General features: G+C 54.9%; 17 protein-coding genes. 9 read left to right on the forward strand and 8 right to left on the reverse strand.

Features of this window, described 5'->3' with window-relative positions:
• Positions 1–21: 21 nt before the first annotated feature.
• From Yoon_RS13150 to Yoon_RS13160, 3 genes are all read right to left on the reverse strand, one after another.
• On the reverse strand, positions 22–198 hold the full coding sequence (locus Yoon_RS13150; RefSeq protein WP_238112744.1) for a hypothetical protein: 177 nt from the start codon (positions 196–198) through the stop codon (positions 22–24).
• A 34-nt stretch (positions 199–232) separates the two neighbouring features.
• Positions 233–1,411: a 23S rRNA (adenine(2503)-C(2))-methyltransferase RlmN gene (rlmN, locus tag Yoon_RS13155; protein WP_238112745.1), complete on the reverse strand. Its 1,179-nt coding sequence runs from the start codon at positions 1,409–1,411 to the stop codon at positions 233–235.
• Between the two features lie 108 nt (positions 1,412–1,519).
• Positions 1,520–2,050: an invasion associated locus B family protein gene (locus tag Yoon_RS13160; RefSeq protein WP_238112746.1), complete on the reverse strand. Its 531-nt coding sequence runs from the start codon at positions 2,048–2,050 to the stop codon at positions 1,520–1,522.
• Positions 2,051–2,247: 197 nt separating this feature from the next.
• Between Yoon_RS13160 and Yoon_RS13165 the strand changes: the two genes are divergently transcribed.
• Both Yoon_RS13165 and Yoon_RS13170 read left to right on the forward strand, forming a co-directional pair.
• Positions 2,248–3,240, forward strand: a complete 993-nt coding sequence (locus Yoon_RS13165) for an asparaginase (protein WP_238112747.1) — start codon at positions 2,248–2,250, stop codon at positions 3,238–3,240.
• Between the two features lie 72 nt (positions 3,241–3,312).
• On the forward strand, positions 3,313–4,101 hold the full coding sequence (locus tag Yoon_RS13170; protein WP_238112748.1) for an exodeoxyribonuclease III: 789 nt from the start codon (positions 3,313–3,315) through the stop codon (positions 4,099–4,101).
• 44 nt (positions 4,102–4,145) lie between these two features.
• Here Yoon_RS13170 and Yoon_RS13175 read toward each other — a convergent pair whose 3' ends face one another.
• Both Yoon_RS13175 and Yoon_RS13180 read right to left on the reverse strand, forming a co-directional pair.
• A complete protein-coding gene (locus tag Yoon_RS13175; RefSeq protein ID WP_238112749.1) occupies positions 4,146–5,075 on the reverse strand; it encodes a type IV pili methyl-accepting chemotaxis transducer N-terminal domain-containing protein in 930 nt (309 codons plus the stop codon).
• A 60-nt stretch (positions 5,076–5,135) separates the two neighbouring features.
• Positions 5,136–6,065, reverse strand: coding sequence for a type IV pili methyl-accepting chemotaxis transducer N-terminal domain-containing protein (locus Yoon_RS13180; RefSeq protein WP_238112750.1), 930 nt, complete (start codon positions 6,063–6,065; stop codon positions 5,136–5,138).
• Between the two features lie 390 nt (positions 6,066–6,455).
• Between Yoon_RS13180 and rsfS the strand changes: the two genes are divergently transcribed.
• From rsfS to Yoon_RS13210, 6 genes are all read left to right on the forward strand, one after another.
• The gene (rsfS, locus tag Yoon_RS13185; RefSeq protein ID WP_370642174.1) at positions 6,456–6,812 is read left to right on the forward strand and encodes a ribosome silencing factor; all 357 of its coding nucleotides are present in this window, start codon (positions 6,456–6,458) and stop codon (positions 6,810–6,812) included.
• Positions 6,813–6,816: 4 nt separating this feature from the next.
• Positions 6,817–7,287: a 23S rRNA (pseudouridine(1915)-N(3))-methyltransferase RlmH gene (rlmH, locus tag Yoon_RS13190; protein WP_238112754.1), complete on the forward strand. Its 471-nt coding sequence runs from the start codon at positions 6,817–6,819 to the stop codon at positions 7,285–7,287.
• 621 nt (positions 7,288–7,908) lie between these two features.
• A complete protein-coding gene (gene gpmI, locus Yoon_RS13195; RefSeq protein ID WP_238112756.1) occupies positions 7,909–9,423 on the forward strand; it encodes a 2,3-bisphosphoglycerate-independent phosphoglycerate mutase in 1,515 nt (504 codons plus the stop codon).
• Complete coding sequence (locus Yoon_RS13200; RefSeq protein WP_238112758.1) at positions 9,420–10,496, forward strand: murein hydrolase activator EnvC; 1,077 nt, start codon at positions 9,420–9,422, stop codon at positions 10,494–10,496. Before gpmI ends, Yoon_RS13200 begins: the two co-directional genes overlap by 4 nt.
• A gap of 14 nt (positions 10,497–10,510) precedes the next feature.
• Positions 10,511–11,851 (forward strand): S41 family peptidase, encoded by a 1,341-nt coding sequence (locus Yoon_RS13205; RefSeq protein WP_238112760.1) that lies wholly within the window; start codon positions 10,511–10,513, stop codon positions 11,849–11,851.
• A gap of 103 nt (positions 11,852–11,954) precedes the next feature.
• Positions 11,955–13,157, forward strand: a complete 1,203-nt coding sequence (locus tag Yoon_RS13210) for a PLP-dependent aminotransferase family protein (protein ID WP_238112762.1) — start codon at positions 11,955–11,957, stop codon at positions 13,155–13,157.
• On the opposite strand, the gene Yoon_RS13215 is transcribed toward Yoon_RS13210, so the two are convergent.
• The 3 genes from Yoon_RS13215 to Yoon_RS13225 all read right to left on the reverse strand — a co-directional run bounded on the left by Yoon_RS13215 (position 13,154) and on the right by Yoon_RS13225 (position 16,765).
• The gene (locus Yoon_RS13215; protein ID WP_238112764.1) at positions 13,154–15,598 is read right to left on the reverse strand and encodes an FAD-dependent oxidoreductase; all 2,445 of its coding nucleotides are present in this window, start codon (positions 15,596–15,598) and stop codon (positions 13,154–13,156) included. The genes Yoon_RS13210 and Yoon_RS13215 overlap by 4 nt on opposite strands.
• Positions 15,599–15,691: 93 nt before the next feature.
• Positions 15,692–16,249, reverse strand: a complete 558-nt coding sequence (locus tag Yoon_RS13220; protein WP_238112774.1) for a helix-turn-helix domain-containing protein — start codon at positions 16,247–16,249, stop codon at positions 15,692–15,694.
• 60 nt (positions 16,250–16,309) lie between these two features.
• Positions 16,310–16,765 (reverse strand): GAF domain-containing protein, encoded by a 456-nt coding sequence (locus Yoon_RS13225; RefSeq protein ID WP_238112775.1) that lies wholly within the window; start codon positions 16,763–16,765, stop codon positions 16,310–16,312.
• 120 nt (positions 16,766–16,885) lie between these two features.
• Here Yoon_RS13225 and Yoon_RS13230 point away from each other — a divergent pair, with 120 nt between their 5' ends.
• Complete coding sequence (locus Yoon_RS13230; protein ID WP_238112777.1) at positions 16,886–18,460, forward strand: gamma-glutamyltransferase family protein; 1,575 nt, start codon at positions 16,886–16,888, stop codon at positions 18,458–18,460.
• The last annotated feature ends 78 nt before the right edge of the window (positions 18,461–18,538 follow it).

The raw sequence follows: 18,538 nt of genomic DNA on the forward strand, positions 1-18,538 counted from the left end.
TGCTTGGCGCTGGCGCGTCGACTAGCTTGATAATTGCGCTGTTTGGTGCGCCCGTTCCGTCAATATCGCGGCGCGTTGGCGTAAGTCATTGCGTAGTGCATCACGAATAATATTTCCAATGACAATTTCATTGCGCCCGGCCATATGTTCGAGCGCGTCATGAAGTTCCGGCGGTAAATCGATAACAAGATGTTTCATGCGTTATGCTTAACGAAACAGGATGAAGAGTTCGTTAAACGCCAGCATCTTTTGCGATTTCTGCACGGCTTTTTCGCGCCCGCTCGGTGGCTGATTTTAACTGACCACAAGCAGCCATGATGTCTTCGCCGCGCGGTTTACGTACTGGCGAAGAATAGCCCGCGTTATAGACGATATCAGAAAACGCACGGATACGGTTGTTAGACGACCGTTTGTAGGGCGCGCCGGGCCATTCGTTGAAGGGGATCAGGTTGATCTTGGCTGGGATACCTTTGATCAATTCTACCAACCGGTGCGCGTCTTCGTCAGAATCATTCACCCCGTCTAGCATGACATATTCGAAGGTAATCCGTTCTGAATTTGATGCTTTGGGATAAACGCGCAGCGCATCGAGCAAATCTGCAATTGGCCAGCGTTTGTTGATGGGCACCAATGTGTCGCGCACTTCATCCGTGGTGGCATGGAAGGACACTGCAAGCTGACAGCCGATCTCTTCGGCGGTACGGGCAATTTCGGGGACGACGCCGGATGTTGAAAGGGTAATACGACGGCGTGACAGGGCGATCCCTTCGGGATCAAGCGCGATCTTCATCGCGTCGCGTACGTTTTCAAAATTATAGAGCGGCTCACCCATGCCCATCAGCACGATGTTCGACAAAAGACGTGGCGCGGCCTCGTTGCGGGCACCTTGTTCGGGCCATTCGCCGAGATCATCGCGCGCCAACATGACTTGGCCAATAATCTCGCCTGCGGTCAGGTTGCGGACAAGTTTTTGCGTGCCTGTGTGGCAGAAAGAACAAGTTAACGTGCAGCCCACTTGGCTTGAGATACACAGCGTGCCGCGGTCGGTTTCGGGGATGTAGACGACCTCAACCTCGTGGCCACCTGCGATCCGCACGAGGTACTTGCGGGTGCCATCCTCAGATATTTGGCGGGTTACGACCTCGGGCAATTGAATGACGAAATTCTCGGCAAGCATCGCGCGGTAGTCTTTGGACAGGTTGGTCATCTGATCAAAGTCGCGCACACCCCAATGATAGAGCCATTGCCAAATCTGTCCTGCACGCATCTTGGCTTGCTTTTCTTTCGTGCCGACGGCGATCAACGCATCACGCAAGGCCGGGCGCGTCAGGCCGATCAGGTTCGGTAGACTATCAGGCAGTTTGCGCGGGATCGTCATAACGTCCTGGGTGATGGGGGCCTTGGCGTCCATTGTGTGCTCCGAAAAGGGTGTAAGCGCTGCCTATAAAAGAAACGGGCCGCTTTCACAAGAAAAGCAGCCCGTGGGAAATAGAACGTTACCACAGAGGCAACAAAATCGTTAGCCAGCGCATTGCGATGCGGCTTCGTCAACGGCGGCGGTAAAGCCGAGCAGGCTAAAGGTGTCTTGGGTCTGTGTGCCGCGGCCAGAACGGCCTGTGACAATAGCATCGGCGCCACGTTTCATTGCGGCAACAAATTTCGCGTCATCTTCGGCGCTGGCAGGCCAAGCAAATTCACCTTCGGTAAACATCTCAAGGGTGGTGTCGCCGACTTGCACCGAAACGGTTGACCCGCTTGCAAATGGATAACCGCCTGCAAACATTACTTGGCCGGTCACGCTCTCAGATGGGCGGTAGAATACGATCATCTGGATTTCGCCGCGGCGCACTGTAACCGGTTGGCCGTCGCGTGTGTTATTCGTGTTTACGGGTGCCGAAACGGCCCAGCATTCTTTTGGGTCAGCTTCAACGTAGACGGCCCAATCTGTATTGGCCGCAACGCGATTTTCACTTGAGTCTTGTGCGGTCGCCGTGGTGGCGCAAGCCAACGCCGCAACAACGCCAAACACGCGTGCAATATTTAAATTCATTTCGCAGCCTCCAAGCTGTCTTTGCCTCTTGTCGGTCCGCTGATTCCTTTGCCGCAAAGATACATCTTTTTGGCTGGTAGGACCTGTATTTACCCGATAGCGTTAGCTTTAACAAAAAAACCCGCCTAGGGGAAAGCCCCCAAAACGGCAATGCGCGCGCAATCGCGTCTACATTTACAATCCAAAAAGGCAAAAGAATGGCAAATCCTGTTGATCTGGTTGAAGTTTGGCGCGGTGAGTTGCTGGAATGTGTGCATCAGGGGCATGCGGTGATTTGTGATGAAGCTGGCGAAATTGTGAACGCTTGGGGGGATCCAAGCGCGCAAATTTTTCCAAGATCGTCGTGTAAGATGATCCAGGCCCTGCCTCTGCTGGAAAGCGGCGCAGGTGCACATCTGACGCAAGAGCAGCTTGCCCTGTCGTGCGCATCGCACCAAGGGGCCGCAATTCACACTGATCGCGTTGGCGCGTGGCTGGATGATTTGGGGTTCAGCGATGCTGATTTTCGCTGTGGGCCACAGACGCCAGCCGATAAGGATGCCCGCTATGCGCTGATCCGCGCCCATTCAGAGCCCTGCCAAATCCACAATAATTGTTCCGGTAAACACGCCGGTTTTCTGACGCTGAACAAGCACCTTGGCGGAGGCGCTGATTATGAAAAAATTGACCACCCTGTACAGCAGGCAGGTAAAGCTGCGTTTGAAGAAACAACCGAAGAAACCAGCCCAACTTATGGCATCGACGGATGTTCGGCACCGAATCATGCTTGCACGGTGCACGGGCTCGCGCGCGCGATGGCGTTTTTTGCGAGCGCTCATGAACGGTCAGACTTGCGCAGCACGGCCGCAGTGAAATTGCGCGAAGCGATGATGGCCTATCCTGAACTAGTTGCCGGTGAAACGCGGGCCTGCACCGATCTTATGCGCGCTATGAATGGGCGCGCTGCGATTAAAACCGGGGCGGACGGTGTGTTTGTGGCAATCATCCCCGAAAAACGGATCGGTGTGGCGTTGAAAATTCGCGACGGGGCGACACGTGCCAGCGAATGCGTGATCGCTGCAATATTGGTGTCACTTGGTGTGCTAGACCCAAATCACCCGTCGGCAATCGCGCGCATGACACCGACGCTCAAAAACTGGCGTGGTCTGACTGTCGGGCGGGTGCAGCCGGTTGCCGCGCTTGGTGTTTAAGCCAAATTGGTTGATCACCTTAAGAATGCGCGCCACAAATGGTGCGCAACACTCTATTGAAAGCGAAACAGCATGGCCTTTACTTTGGCGACTTGGAACATCAACTCGGTGCGTTTGCGCGAAGACATCGTTGCAAAGCTAATGGGGGAAGAAGCGCCGGATGTGCTTTGTTTGCAGGAATGCAAAAGCCCGGTCGATAAGATCCCCTTGGCGCAGTTTCAGGCGCTTGGATATACGCATATGGTTGCGCGTGGCCAAAAGGGTTACAACGGTGTCGCGATTTTTTCCAAAATTCCGATGGTTGAGGCCGGTGCAGAGGATTTTGCCCAGCTTGGCCATGCTCGCCACATTGCAGGACGGCTAGAAAACGGTGTCACGATCCACAACCACTATGTCCCTGCGGGTGGCGACGTCGCGGACCGTGAGGTGAATGAAAAATTTGGCCAGAAGCTAGATTACCTGACCGATATGCGTGACGCGTTCCAAGCGTCCAAGCCTGAAAAATCGATCCTCGTGGGTGATCTAAACATCGCGCCGCGCGAAGACGATGTTTGGGATCACAAAAAACTATTGAAGGTCGTGAGCCACACACCAATCGAGGTCGAACATTTCGCCGACGTGATGGCTGCAGGTGACTGGGCCGATGTGACCCGGAACGATATCCCGGATGGTAAGCTGTATAGTTGGTGGTCTTATCGCGCCAAGGATTGGGATGCGGCTGACAAGGGTCGGCGCCTCGATCACATTTGGGCCACGGCTGATATCCAAAACGCGGCACATTCCAGCCGTGTGATGCGCGATGCGCGCGGATGGGACCGCCCAAGCGACCACGCCCCCGTCCTTGCGACGTTTGATTTGTAAATGAGCGGCCCCGCGTATTGGCGGGGCCGTATTTTTCTTCGCGACTAACGTTTGTGGGTGCGCTCAGCGTATGCTTTGTAATCATCAAGAAGGTGGTCTAGCTCAGCCAGTTCGACTTCGAGGTCATGAAAGACGGCCGCCTTTTGATCGTCGGTCAGTGTGCCGCCTTCGATCAACGTCTGTTCGTTGATCTTAATCGTTTCCCAACGCGCGATCAGTTGATCAAGATCATCACGAATTTTGTCATTTGGCGCTTCTTGGAGGCCCGCCGCAGGAAGCCCATACCGCAGCGCGTTCAACGAGTTTTCAAAAACCTCAACAGTCTGTGCAAGATCTTCGCGGGCAGCGTCTGCATGGTAGCCCGCCCAGATTTCGCAGGCATCTTTGGCCATTTTTTGGGTTAGCATGCGTTGGCGACCAGCGATTTCAATCATCATCGCGTCCGCGGCGGTGATCTCATAGGGGTGGCTGTATTGGCCTGTGATATCTGACGCAAGAACGGTTGTCAGCTCTAGAAGTTCAAGGTTGTGGTCATCAATGAGATGCGCGCTTTCCGTATCATGCCCATCAAGCAAAATGGAATCTACCGCGCCGTGGATGGTGTCCCATTCCGCAGCGACATGTGCGATGTCTTCTAACGTGCGGCGGCGGGTTTCTGGATGCAGAATGTGCAGGGTGTCGTCGCCGTCGCGCAGCGCAACGATATATTGATCGAACTGTTGGGTCGCGTGTTCAAGCACGTCATGCGCCTCGTCGATGCTGATATCTGTCGACAAAGCACAGGACGCTGCGGCGACTTGTTGGGTGAGCGTCCGTAACTGGCCTGCAACACGAATGCGATCCGCGCCGTCAGATTCAATTTCATATTGTGCCTCGATGAGGGCGGCATCGGCAGCATCGTCTGCGTGTACGGTAAGGGGAGTTGTGCAAATCGCAACCGTCAGCGTTGTTCCACTGCATAGTCGTCGTAACATGGTCGTACCTTTCAATGAGGTGCTGGCCGCCCACAATCCGCGTGAACGGCCGAGCGTAGATTAGTGGGCGCGTTCAGCGTATTCTTTGTAGTCAAGAAGAAGGTGGTCGAGATCAGCCAACTCAACCTCGAGGTCGTGGAACACTTCGGTCTTTTGTTCATCGTTGAGCGTTCCGCCATCAACGAGCGTTTGGGCATTGACCTTGATGATGTCCCAACGCGCCAAGAGGTGATCCAAATCGGTACGGATTGCGTCGTTTGGTGCGGCTTGGATCCCGGCCTCAGGCATTCCAAATCTAAGCGCGTTCAGCGAGGCTTCAAAAATGGTCATCGTTTGCGCTAAATCTTCTTTGGCTTCTTCGCTGTGATAGCCGGTCCACACTTCGCAGGCGTCTTTCGCCATTTTTTGGGTCAACATGCGCTGACGCCCTGCGATTTCAATCGTCATCGCGTCCGCGGCGCTGATCTCAAACGGATGCGCATATTGGCTCGCGATGTCGGACGCCAAGATCGTCGTCAGCTCAAGAAGTTTGAGGTTGTGATCGTCGATGATATGCGCGCTTTCAACATCGTGACCGTCTTCAAGGACGGAATCGATTGCCCCGTGGATAGCGTCCCATTCTTCGCGGACATGATCGATATCTGCGATTGTGAGGCGACGGGTTTCAGGGTGCAAAATGTGCAACCCTTCGTCGCCTTCTTTCAGTGCGACGATATAGCGGTCAAACTGAGCCGTCGCCAGTTCAAGGACGTCATGCGCTTCCTCGACTGCGATATCGGATGTGAGTGCGCAGGACGCAGCCGCAACCTGTTGCGTGAGGGTGCGTAACTGGCCAGCAATATGAATGCGGTCAGCGCCATCTGATTCAACGTCATATTGCACATCAAGAATTTCGGCCTGTCCGGTCGCTTCTTCAGCATTGGCAGTGGCGGCAAAGGAGAGCGCGGCAATAGAGAGTGGAACGATCACGCAGCGAGGAGTACGAAACATAGATTATGTCCAATTAATACTATAGGGTTTACATCCTAATTTCTGTTGCAAGACATTGCGAATAAAGTGGGGCAAAATAGTGAATTTTCTATCCCATTTCTTGCGTTACGCACCGAATGTAGCGCTAGCGTTGCAGGTGTCCTCGGGATTACCGCTTTAAGGAGCGCGGAGATGTTCTGGTCTGCGAGAGATTGCGTTCTGCCATTGCATGTCTTGGACAAATCCGCGACATGGGCGTTCGCCCTGCTGAGTTTTGTTGAAAAATACGCTGGGCGTTGCTAGTTTTAAAGCATGCCCGGTGCCGGGGCCATGACGGCACATATAAAGGAGGACAATGTTCTGTCTCTTTCACCAACGGCAGATTGTACTGCCAACGCCGGGTCCCCGCCTATGACGGGTGCTCAAACTGCGACCAGTGACGCTCTTTTAGAGGCCGTCCTAAAATCGCTTAATGATGATAAAGCCGAAGACGTCGTGCAAATAAATCTACGTGGTAAATCCGAAATGGGTGACCACATGGTGATCGCCTCTGGGCGTTCGACCCGTCAGGTTGTTGCGATGGCTGAAAAGCTGTCTGAACGGCTTAAGCATGATTTCAACGTGTTTTCAAAGCTTGAAGGCAAGGATAGCGGCGATTGGGTACTGATCGATACGGGCGATATCATCGTGCATATCTTCCGCCCCGAAGTGCGCGAATTTTACCAGATCGAAAAGATGTGGCAGCCCGGGGCCGCAGCAGCGACCTGATCTGATGCGTGTGCATATATGCGCAGTGGGCCGGCTGAGGCGCGGCCCAGAGCGCGATCTTTACGACGATTATTTGACCCGGTTCGACCGGACGGGGCGCGCGCTTGCGCTTGGCCCTGCCCAACTGATCGAGGTCGAAGATAAAAAAGGCGGCGGTATGCCTGCCGAGGCAGGATTGCTACAAAAATCCATTCCGTCAGGCGCATTAATCTGCACGATGGACGAACGCGGCAAGGTGATGTCTTCCCCGGATTTCGCAAAGATGCTCGGCGATTGGCGCGACCAAGGCCGCCAAGACGTCGCCTTTGTCATCGGCGGCGCAGACGGCATCGACCCCAGCCTGCGCGCGCAAGCGGATGCATCCTTAAGTTTTGGCAAAATGGTCTGGCCACATATGCTGGTCCGCGTGATGCTCGCCGAACAACTGTACCGCGCCGCGTCGATCTTGTCGGGCGGGCCGTATCATCGGGTTTGATTTGGCAGCCTCTTAGGTTTGTAATTACTAGGTAAACGGGAGCGCCCATGAAGACTTATGCAATGCCTATAAGAGTTAGCGCGGCGGTTTTGCTTTCATTGCAAGCTACACTAGGGAGTGCTGCCTGTGTTGACGATGGGGTATCCGCTTTCGACGGCAGCCGTCGAGCAGTGAGTTTGTGTTTGTCAGACCATTGCGCAACTGCAGTGTTGTCTCGGTCCTGCGGGAATATACGCTACACTTCTCAAAGCTATGATTCTGGTTCTGACACTTGGCTTTTCAGGGTTAGATTTCATCAAGACGGAAATGAAGACGATGAACACCATGTTTCGCTCAATGGATTGACAATCCCTCACGCAGAAATTCAGCAAGTGACTTGCTTTTCTCAGCATGATGAGAGCGGCTGTGAATTCATAGATGAAGTGCTGGATCATATCTTCACTGAGTAAGTTTGGTTTTTTGAGGTCGTAGATAATCCTAGGTAATAATAGCTTGACGCCAACTAAGAGGGTTTCAAATCTCATGATCTGATGGGGGCAAAGCAGTCCTGCATTCAATACATGTTCCGTTCGACCGCTACCTGCGCTAAACCTGCCGTAACATCAAATCGGAGATTACCCCATGTCGGCACCCAAACCCGTTGTCTTGTGTATTCTTGATGGCTGGGGCCTGCGTGATGACCCGGTTGGGAATGCGCCTAAGTTGGCCAATACCCCTAATTTCGACGCGATCATGCGGGGGCCGCATGCGCAGCTGTTGACGCATGGTCGTGATGCTGGGTTGCCCGGCGGGCAGATGGGCAATTCAGAGGTCGGCCACACGAATATCGGCGCGGGCCGCGTTGTGGCGATGGATTTGGGCCAGATCGAACTGGCGATTGAAGACGGCACATTCGCGCAGGCCGAGGCTTTGCAAGCCTTTATCGCCAAGATGAAAGCATCCGGCGGGCGGGCGCATTTGATGGGCGTTGTGTCTGATGGCGGCGTGCATGGCCACGTAGACCATATTATCGCAGCCGCCAAAGCATTAGATGATGCAGGCGTTCCGACAGTGATCCATGCGATTACAGATGGGCGCGATGTGGCGCCATCTTCGGCGACAGAATTCATGCAGGTTTTGCAAGCAGCTTTGCCGAAGGCCGTGCAAATTGCCACGGTCATTGGCCGCTATTTTGCGATGGACCGCGACAATCGCTGGGACCGGGTGCAAACGGCCTATGACGCGATGGTGAACGGGCAGGGCGCCCAGGGGGAAACACCACAAGCGGCAATCGATGCGGCTTACGCGAATGGCAAAACGGATGAGTTTATCCCGGCAACAGTGATTGGCGATTACGCCGGGTTTGCGGCTGGTGACGGGCTGTTTTGTTTGAACTTCCGATCCGACCGGGCGCGCGAAATCTTGGCCGCTATTGCGGATCCGGCATTTGATGGTTTTGACCGGGTACAGCCTGATCTGTGCGCGTTACTGGGTATGGTCAGCTATTCAGATCGCCATGATGATTGGTTCGAAACCGTATTCCCGAAACGCGATATTCAAAACACACTGGGCGCTTGGGTGGCCAAACACGGGCTGCGTCAGTTCCGGCTGGCCGAAACCGAAAAATACCCGCATGTGACGTTTTTCTTGAATGGCGGGATCGAAGAACCTGCGACGGGCGAAGACCGCTTTATGCCGAAATCACCCAAGGTTGCGACCTATGATCTGCAACCTGAAATGTCCTCGGGCGAAGTGACTGCGGCCTTTGTAAAGGCAATCGGCGACGGCTACGACATGATCGTTACGAACTATGCCAACCCCGATATGGTTGGCCATACAGGTGATCTGAATGCAGGGATCAAGGCATGTGAATCTGTGGATCGCGGTTTGGGGCAGGTGTTGGCTGCACTTAAGGCCGCGGGTGGTGCAATGATCGTGACCGCTGATCATGGCAATTGCGAAACGATGATCGACCCTGAAACAGGCGGTCCGCATACCGCGCATACGCTCAACCCGGTGCCTGTCGCGTTGGTTGGTGGGCCTGATGGGGCCACATTGCGTGATGGTCGTTTGGCCGATTTAGCGCCAACGATCCTTGACCTGATGGGGCTGGACCTGCCGCCTGAAATGACCGGATGCACATTGATTCAAAAATGAGGTTCGCGGTATTCCTGATCTGTCTGGCAGCACCTGTGTTCGGCCAATCGGCGGACACGGCCGCGCGCGACGCAATGGCACAATTGCAGGCCGCGCAGACGCGGCTAGAGACTGCAGGCGATGCGCGTGATCAGATTGCGGCCCTGACCCAGACCGTGCAAGCCTATGAGGCCGGGCTGGCCGCCGCGCGTTCTGGACTGCGGCAGCTACAGACGCAAGAAACCGCGCTGACGGCTGATCTGGACGCACGCCGTGCGGAATTGGGTGTCTTGATCGGGGCCCTTGCCACTATGTCGAAAACGCCGCGGCCTGTGTCGCGTAGCCAACCGCAATCACCCATTGATACGGTGCGCGCTGGGATGTTGGCTGCAGATGTGACGCAATCACTTAAGGGTGCGGCAGATGATTTGCGGGCTCAGATCGGGCAGGTACATGACCTGCGTGCGTTGCGGCAAGAAACCACGGACACGCTCACGACGGGGATGCAAGGCGCGCAATCGGCACGGTCCGCATTGGGCCAAGCGATTTCCGCGCGCACGGACCTGCCATTGCGGTTCGAAGATGACCCAGTGCAAACAGCATTACTGATGTCGGGGTCTGAAACGCTTGATGCATTTGCCGATGCGCTTGCGACGCATCTGCCAGATAGTGAGGCCGATCTGACCAAGCAGGGAAACTTGCCTTTACCCGTTTCGGGCATCGTACAACCGCAAAGTGGCGACGACGCAGGCATCTATATTGCGACTGCACCGCAGGCGTTGGTCACGGCACCTGTTGATGCAACGATCCTTTATGTCGGACCTCTTTTGGGGGATTTGAATGTAATCATTTTAGAACCCGCACCTGATGTTGTATTCATCTTTGCGGGGCTTGAGACGCTTTATGGCAGCGCTGGGCAAATCGTGCCTGCGGGAACGCCGCTTGGGACGATGGGCCGTAATGCGACAGAAGTTAACGGTATTTTGACCGAAAATGTGGGCGATGACGGCGAAGCAGGCGCGCACCCCCTTTATCTTGAGGTCAGGGACGGGCAGAGTTCAGTGAGCCCAGATGCATGGTTCGCGCTGGAATAGACATAGGACGTGGAATGAAAAAACTAGTATTAGCCGCCCTTGGGGGCGCTGCCCTTGGTCTGGTCACGACTGTTCAAGTCGCAGGGCCGCTTGTCGCGCAAGATGCTCAAACATCTGGCAGCGTTTACGAACAGCTTGATCTATTTGGCGATATCTTTGAACGGATTCGCACCGATTATGTTCAAGATGTCGACGATAAAGAACTGATCGAAGCAGCGATTAACGGGATGCTGACATCGCTTGATCCACATTCAAGCTATATGTCCGCCGAAGACGCTGCCGACATGCGGATCAGCACACGTGGTGAATTTGGCGGGCTTGGGATCGAAGTGACCCAAGAAGACGGCTGGGTAAAAGTCGTGTCGCCGATGGATGGCACCCCTGCTGATGCAGCTGGGATGTTAGCTGGCGATTTCATCACTGCTGTTGACGGCGAAAGCGTGATGGGCCTCACGCTTGACGAGGCCGTTGATTTGATGCGCGGCCCTGTTGGTGCGGAAATCATTATCACCGTGGTGCGCGAAGACGAAGTTGAACCGTTCGACGTGTCGATCATTCGCGACACCATTAAGATGACTGCCGTGCGCAGCCGCACTGAAGGCAAAGCCGTTGTTTTGCGGATCACAACCTTTAACGAACAAACCTATCCGAACCTCAGCGAAGGGATCGAAGAACAGATTTCTGAAGCGGGAGGGATCGACAATGTTGACGGGTTTATCTTGGATTTGCGCAACAACCCCGGCGGGTTGCTGAACCAAGCGATCTACGTTTCAGACGCGTTTCTCAACGCTGGCGAAATCGTTTCAACGCGCGGACGTGAAACCGAAGACGGCGATCGTTTCAACGCAACAGAAGGCGATTTGGCCCAAGGAAAACCGATTGTGGTCTTGGTGAACGGGGGCTCTGCTTCGGCCTCTGAAATTGTGGCCGGTGCGTTGCAAGATCACCGTCGGGCCATCGTGGTCGGGACCAATTCATTTGGGAAAGGATCTGTGCAGACCGTGATTCCGCTTAGCAGCGATGGTGCAATGCGTCTGACTACGGCACGCTATTATACGCCCTCTGGACGCTCTATTCAGGCGTTAGGAATTTCGCCTGACATCATCGTAGAGCAGCCGCGTGTGCAGCCAGGTGATGAAGAAGAGGAAGACAACGGCAACCAACGTACCGAGGCATCTTTGCGCGGCGCATTGGATAACGACAGTCTGACCGAAGACGAAATTCGCCAGATTGAAGAGGACCGCGCGCGCGCCGAAGCCGCGGCACAATTGCGTGAAGATGATTATCAAATGGCTTACGCAATCGATATCCTAAAAGGGCTCAATGCGCTGGGCCCTGTTGTTCAGGCAGACTAAACTGTGGCTCCCGCGCGGAACACCGCGCGGGAGTTAGGTCAGCCTTATTGACTTAAATTTTTCTTGTGCCAATATGCCGTTCTGTCACAGGGAGAATCGATATATGTGGGACCAAATATTCGCATCGCGCATGGCACGCATGACGGCGTCGGAAATACGCGAGCTGCTTAAATTGTTGGATCAACCAGACATCATTTCCTTTGCAGGGGGTATCCCTGACCCAAAGCTGTTTCCCACCATAGCGTTCAAAGACGCATTCGCAGATGCGCTTGGTCCAGACATGCAATCCGAGGCGCTACAGTATTCTGCCAGCGAAGGTTATCCGCCGCTGCGTGACTGGATTGCAGAGCAAATGCAAAAACTGGGCGTGCCGTGCACACGCGACAATATTCTGATTACATCGGGGTCGCAGCAAGGGCTGGACTATCTTGGCAAATTGTTTTTGTCGCCGGGTGATACGGCGCTGGTGACTTGGCCAACCTATTTAGGCGCTTTGGGCGCGTTCAATGCTTATGAACCACAATATGATCGGCTTAATCTGAACAGCAATCGCCCTGCCACTGACTACGCGCAACGCGCAGCCGATCATGGAGGGCGGGTCAAATTTGCCTATGCATCGGTTGATTTTGCGAACCCAACCGGCGAAACTATTGACCGGGCTGGGCGCGAAACCTTACTGGACCTGGGCGATGATCTGGACATCGCCCTGATCGAAGATGCCGCCTATCAATCGTTGCGTTATGATGGTGATCCGATCCCTCCTGTGCTTGCGCTTGAGATCGCGCGCAAGGGCGATATCAATGATTGCCGGACGATTTACTGCGGCAGTTTCTCGAAAACGTTGGCGCCGGGCTTGCGGGTCGGGTGGGTTTGCGCTGCGCAGCCTGTCATTGCGCAATTGGTGCTGATGAAACAGGCGTCAGATTTGCATTCACCGACGATCAATCAGATCGCGATCAATGGTGTAGCGCGGCAGATTTTTGATGATCATGTGGTTAAACTACGAAATACATATAAAGAACGTCGCGATTGTATGTTAAATGCACTTGCGCAGAATATGCCCGAAGGCGTGCAATGGACCAAACCCGAAGGCGGTATGTTCATTTGGTTGACCTTGCCAGACCATATCGATGGCGCGGCCTTGCTTGCCAAATCGCTTGAAACACACCGTGTCGCCTTCGTGCCGGGCCGCGCATTCCACGCCGATGGGTCGGGGGGAAACACAATCCGGCTGAATTTTTCCCTGCCGAATGAGGCAACGATAAACGAAGGCATCAAACGGCTGGGTGCGCTGCTACGCAGTTAGAGCTTTGTGCGCTCGCCTTTGGGGTCGTAGAATGGGCGCAACTGTGCCGCGGCTTTGACCCGCGTGCCCATGACGTCAATTTCAAACGTGCTGCCCAGCATTTCTGCGGCGGTTTCGCCTTTGCAGGGCACATAGCCCATGCCCATCGCAGCGCCCAAGTGATGCCCGTAACCGCCTGATGACAGGTAACCGACTGTGGCCCCGTCGCGCAGGATGGGTTCGTTGTGGTAGAGCAGCGGTTCAGGGTCGGTCAGTTTGAACTGGACCAGACGGGTCAGCAGGCCTGTTTCACGCTTTTGCAGGACCGCGTCACGGCCGATGAAATCCGGCTTGTCTGTCTTCACTGCAAAGCCCAAGCCTGCCTCAAGCACGTGATCCTCGCAGGTGATGTCATGGCCAAAATGCCGAAACCCTTTTTCAAGGCGCGCGGCGTCCATCATATGTAGACCGCAAAGCTTTGCCCCAATATCCTGTCCGGCGGCGTGGAGTGTTTCAAACACATGTGCTGCCATTTCGGATGAAACATAGACCTCCCAACCCAGTTCACCGACATAGGTCACCCGGTGGACCCGTGCGAGGCCCATGCCGATCTCAACCTCTTGGGCGGTGCCAAATGGGTTCGTATCGTTCGAGAAATCGTTGGGTGAAACGGTTTGCAAGAGTTTGCGTGCGTTCGGCCCCATGACTGCGATTACGGCCTCTGATGCCGTGACATCGGTGATTACCGCGTTAAATGCGCCCAAGTTGCGTTGCATCCAAACCTGATCAGCCAGACGCGTCGCCGCTGGGGTGACGACCAGATAGGCGGTTTCCGACAGGCGGGTGACGGTGACGTCAGCCTCGACCCCGCCGGTATGGTTTAGAAATTGCGTATAGGTAATTTTGCCGACCGGGACGTCCATTTGCCCGCCGCAGACATGGTTCAGGAATGCGGTGGCATCGGGACCTTCGACGCGGATTTTGCCGAATGAAGACATATCGTACATGCCAACATTTGTACGGACTGCAGCGACTTCCGCGGCGACGTTGCCAAAGAAGTTCTGCCGTTTCCATGAATATTCATAGGCGGGCTCTTGGCCGGGGTTTGCGAACCAATTTGCGCGTTCCCACCCGGCAAGTTCGCCCATGACCGCGCCTTGGTCCAGCAGATGTTGGTGCAGCGGGCTGCGCCGAATCCCGCGTGCTGTTGCCTTTTGACGGAACGGGTAGTGATCTGCATAAAGCAATCCGAGCGTTTCTTTGGAGCGTTCAAACAGGTATGTTTTATTGCCCTGAAACGGCTGCATCCGCGCGATGTCAACGTCGCCTAAATCAAATGGTTTTGCGCCTGTGTCCATCCATTGCGCCAGCGCCATACCGGCGCCGCCAGCGGATTGGATCCCGATCGAGTTGAACCCAGCGGCCACCCAAACATTGTCCATCTCTGGGGCTTGGCCAAGGTGATAAGCATCGTCGGGGGTAAAGCTTTCGGGACCATTAAAGAAGGTATGGATGCCCGCCTCTGCCAAGAGCGGAAGACGGTTTACCGCGGATTCCAAGATCGGCTCAAAGTGATCGAAATCTTCAGGCAATTGGTCAAATTCGAAATCGTCCGCGATCCCACCCATGCCCCATGGTTTCGCATTCGGCTCAAACGCACCCAACAATATTTTCCCTGCGTCTTCTTTATAGTAGGCGCATTCATCAGGGACGCGTAGAACAGGAAGCTGGCTGAGGTTTGGAATGTTTTCGGTGACGATGTAGAAATGTTCGCACGCATGCAAAGGCACGTTGCTGCCCATCATCTTACCAACTTCGTGCCCCCACATGCCCGCACAGTTGACCACCATATCGCAGGCGATAGTGCCGCTGGCGCCGACCGTTTCCCATTCCACCGATGTGACCTTGCGACCAGTGCGGTTGACCTTGGTGGCTTTGGTGTGTTCCGCGATGGTCGCGCCGTTCATCCGCGCGCCTTTCGCCAATGCGAGCGCGATATTGCCCGGGTCACCTTGCCCATCAAGCGGCAGGTAAACCCCGGCTTTCACATCGTCGATATTTAGGTGGTCGTAACGGTTTTTGACCTCTTCGGGGCTGATTTCTTCAACTTCGACGCCAAAGGCACGTGCCATCGCCGCTTGACGGAAAATCTCTTCACGGCGTTCTTCGGTCAATGCAACGGTGATCGATCCATTGCGCTTGAACCCTGTCGCGACCCCGGTTTCGGTCTCTAGGTTGCCGTAAAGCTCTTGGGAATATTTCGCGAGCTTGGTCATATTCGCCGTCGCGCGCAATTGTGCGATCAGGCCAGCCGCGTGCCATGTGGTGCCTGACGTAAGCTGCTTGCGTTCGAGCAGCACAATGTCTTTCCAGCCAAGTTTGGCCAAGTGGTAAGCGACAGAACAGCCGATAACGCCGCCGCCGACGATAACAACGCGTGCTGATTTAGGAAGGTGAGACATTGCGGTGACCTTGATGTGAAATTTTATTCAATATTTTCACGAACGGATGATTCGGTCACGCAAAATCGTTCAGGGCCACAGGAAATTTTCGGATCAATAAACGGGAGGTGAGATCACCCAGATCATTTCGCACGCGGACGAACCTTGGTTTTCCCAGCGGTACATTTCACCGCGAAGTCGAAAGCTATCGCCTGCGGACAATATGTAATGCACATTATCCACCCAGATATTCAGCTGCCCTCTGATGACATAGCCGATCTCTTGGGTGTCGCGCTGCAAAGGGGTCGCTAGCTGTGATCCGGGTTCAAATCGGGAATGGATCACTTCAAAACTATCGGTAAGGTCCGGCGACAGTAGGCCTTCGGTCAGCCCTTTGGTGCCGTTGCGCATGGGACGCCGCGCGTTTGCACGCACGACAATTCCATCGTCGGCGGGGTCAGATTCGGTTTGGACCAAGCTTGCGAGCGAGGTGTCCAGTATCGTTGCCATCGCGTTCAAATCGGCGATTGAGGGGACCGAGATATCACGCTCAACTTGGCTCAACCATCCGACAGAGCGGTCGAGCGCGGTTGCAAGATCAATGAGCGTTATGCCGCGCGCCTTGCGTAATGCGCGCAGATCAGCGCCCAGCGTTTTGGGTGTCGTTTTCATGGGGTTTCCTCGGCGGCAGTCAGATCATCATGCTAGCCGGGTACACGAAAAAGGCAATGTCTAGCTGGTGGCGAATGCTTGCTCTATGATCGCAGTCAATGCTGTCGCGTCTTCTGTATCAAAAGCATCGGGTTGATTGCTGTCGATGTCGAATACCGCAATGAGGTTTTGCGCGCCGTCAAACACCGGGATTACCAATTCCGACCGGGTGCTGCTGGCGCAAGCAATATGATCTGCAAAGGCGTCGACATCGGCGACAAGCTGCGTTTGCCCGGTGCGCGCTGCCGCGCCGCATACGCCGCGTGCAAAGGGAATTGTCAAACAGCCGTGGCCGCCCTGGTAGGGGCCGATTTTTAGTAACTCTGGGGCAACGACACGGTAGAAGCCGGTCCAGTCAAAACGGGCGTCGCTGTGATGAACTTCGCAGGCGATTGTGGCCATCAATGCAACGTGATCTGTTTCACCTTCTGTCAGAGCGGCAATTGTTTTTGCAAGTACATCATAATCAACGCGCATCGGTGACATTCCTTTGGCCCGGGCTTGCACGCGGACCTAGCGCGATGCGCTTTCTGGGGCAAGACCCGTTGCACATGCCGCAATTTTGCTTACCGTGTGCAGATAGACTTAGGGGGCTTCATGCGCGATTTTCACTTACCCGGCCGGTCGGCTGTTTATGCAACCAATGGTATGGCTGCGACATCGCACCCATTGGCGGCGAAAGTCGCGATCCAGATGCTTGAAGCCGGGGGAAATGCGGTGGATGCTGCGATTGCAGGCGCCGTGTTGCTGGGAATCTGTGAACCGCAGATGACAGGCATCGGCGGCGATTGCTTCGTGCTGCTTACCCCACCGGGCGAAGACCGCGTTGTCGCATTGAACGGATCAGGCCGTGCGCCAGCAAGGATTGATGCAAAAGCTTTGCGCGCCAAAGGGCCGGTTGTCGCGCCCTATAGTGTCGATGCCGTCACCATCCCCGGTGCCGTTGATGCGTTTTGCCGTCTTTCAAAGGATTGGGGCAAACTGGGAATCAAGGCCGCGCTTGCTCCAGCAATTCATTACGCAGAAGCTGGCGTTCCCGTCGCACCGCGTGTCGCGTCTGACTGGGCGCAGGGGGCGGGGAACCTATCTGGGCGCGCGCGCGATCTGTTTTTGCTCGACGGAGATGTGCCACAGCCCGGACAGATGTTCCGCGCACCTGGCCAAGCCAAGGTTTTGCGCGAAATCGCTATGGAAGGCCGTGCTGGTTTCTACGAAGGTGCGGTTGCCGCAGATATGGTCAAGAGCCTGAACGCGCTAGGCGGAACCCATACGTTGGAAGATTTCGCGAATGTTGCTTGTGAATACACCGACCCAATTTCAGGGGGCTACGGTGGGTTGGAATTGTGTGAACACCCGCCAAACGGGCAGGGGGCGACAGCGATTTTGTTGCTAAACATTCTGAAACACTTTGACATTGCACAGATGGACCCATGGGGGGCAGAGCGCGCGCATATCGAGGCCGAAGCGACCAAGCTTGCCTATGACGCGCGCAATCGGTTTATTGCGGATCCCGATCATACTACGCGGGCCGATTACATGATGGCGCCTGAAACCGCGGCTGCGCTTGCCGCATTGATCGATCCGACTAAGGCGATGCCTGCCGCCGCCCCGCTGACGGAATCGGTGCATAAGGATACGATCTATATCACTGTGGTCGACAAAGACCGGATGTGCGTGTCCTTGATCTATTCTGTGTTTCATTCCTTTGGGTCTGGCATTGCGTCGGATGAATACGGCGTGCTGTTTCAAAACCGCGGTGCAGGGTTCACGCTCGAACAGGGGCACCCCAACGAGCTGGGCGGTGGCAAACGCCCGATGCACACGATCATTCCGGGCCTGCTTAAAAAAGACGGGAAACCCTATATGCCGTTTGGCGTGATGGGTGGGGCCTATCAATCGACGGGACATGCACGGTTTGTCAGCAACCTAACCGACTTTGGTTTATCCCCCCAAGAGGCAATGGATGCACCGCGCTGTTTTGCGGATGGAGGCGCGCTGAACGTTGAGAACGGATATGACGATGCTGTCAAAGATCAACTGCGCGATTTAGGGCATAACGTGCAGTCACCTGAAACTGCCATCGGAGGGTCGCAAGCGATCATGATTCATGACGATGGGGTACTTGAGGCAGGTAGCGATCCGCGTAAAGATGGTTGTGCGTTAGGCTATTGATTGTACGCCCTTGGGTTGAAATTTTGTGGTGCCGCAATTAGCTAGTAAATTGTTAACCCGGATATTTGCCGGGATAAG

The sequence above is a fragment of the Yoonia sp. I 8.24 genome, assembly GCF_022096995.1.
Lineage (GTDB): Bacteria > Pseudomonadota > Alphaproteobacteria > Rhodobacterales > Rhodobacteraceae > Yoonia.

Excerpts from the sequence above, each read along its gene's own strand:
- Yoon_RS13180 (WP_238112750.1), bottom strand. The coding sequence starts at position 6,065 with ATGTTTCGTACTCCTCGCTGCGTGATCGTTCCACTCTCTATTGCCGCG.
- Yoon_RS13175 (WP_238112749.1), bottom strand. The coding sequence starts at position 5,075 with ATGTTACGACGACTATGCAGTGGAACAACGCTGACGGTTGCGATTTGC.
- Yoon_RS13225 (WP_238112775.1), bottom strand. The coding sequence starts at position 16,765 with ATGCGCGTTGATTATGATGTACTTGCAAAAACAATTGCCGCTCTGACA.
- Yoon_RS13220 (WP_238112774.1), bottom strand. The coding sequence starts at position 16,249 with ATGAAAACGACACCCAAAACGCTGGGCGCTGATCTGCGCGCATTACGC.
- Yoon_RS13230 (WP_238112777.1), top strand. The coding sequence starts at position 16,886 with ATGCGCGATTTTCACTTACCCGGCCGGTCGGCTGTTTATGCAACCAAT.
- rlmN (WP_238112745.1), bottom strand. The coding sequence starts at position 1,411 with ATGGACGCCAAGGCCCCCATCACCCAGGACGTTATGACGATCCCGCGC.
- Yoon_RS13200 (WP_238112758.1), top strand. The coding sequence starts at position 9,420 with ATGAGGTTCGCGGTATTCCTGATCTGTCTGGCAGCACCTGTGTTCGGC.
- Yoon_RS13165 (WP_238112747.1), top strand. The coding sequence starts at position 2,248 with ATGGCAAATCCTGTTGATCTGGTTGAAGTTTGGCGCGGTGAGTTGCTG.
- Yoon_RS13160 (WP_238112746.1), bottom strand. The coding sequence starts at position 2,050 with ATGAATTTAAATATTGCACGCGTGTTTGGCGTTGTTGCGGCGTTGGCT.
- gpmI (WP_238112756.1), top strand. The coding sequence starts at position 7,909 with ATGTCGGCACCCAAACCCGTTGTCTTGTGTATTCTTGATGGCTGGGGC.
- Yoon_RS13205 (WP_238112760.1), top strand. The coding sequence starts at position 10,511 with ATGAAAAAACTAGTATTAGCCGCCCTTGGGGGCGCTGCCCTTGGTCTG.
- Yoon_RS13150 (WP_238112744.1), bottom strand. The coding sequence starts at position 198 with ATGAAACATCTTGTTATCGATTTACCGCCGGAACTTCATGACGCGCTC.
- Yoon_RS13215 (WP_238112764.1), bottom strand. The coding sequence starts at position 15,598 with ATGTCTCACCTTCCTAAATCAGCACGCGTTGTTATCGTCGGCGGCGGC.
- rlmH (WP_238112754.1), top strand. The coding sequence starts at position 6,817 with ATGCGTGTGCATATATGCGCAGTGGGCCGGCTGAGGCGCGGCCCAGAG.
- rsfS (WP_370642174.1), top strand. The coding sequence starts at position 6,456 with ATGACGGGTGCTCAAACTGCGACCAGTGACGCTCTTTTAGAGGCCGTC.
- Yoon_RS13210 (WP_238112762.1), top strand. The coding sequence starts at position 11,955 with ATGTGGGACCAAATATTCGCATCGCGCATGGCACGCATGACGGCGTCG.
- Yoon_RS13170 (WP_238112748.1), top strand. The coding sequence starts at position 3,313 with ATGGCCTTTACTTTGGCGACTTGGAACATCAACTCGGTGCGTTTGCGC.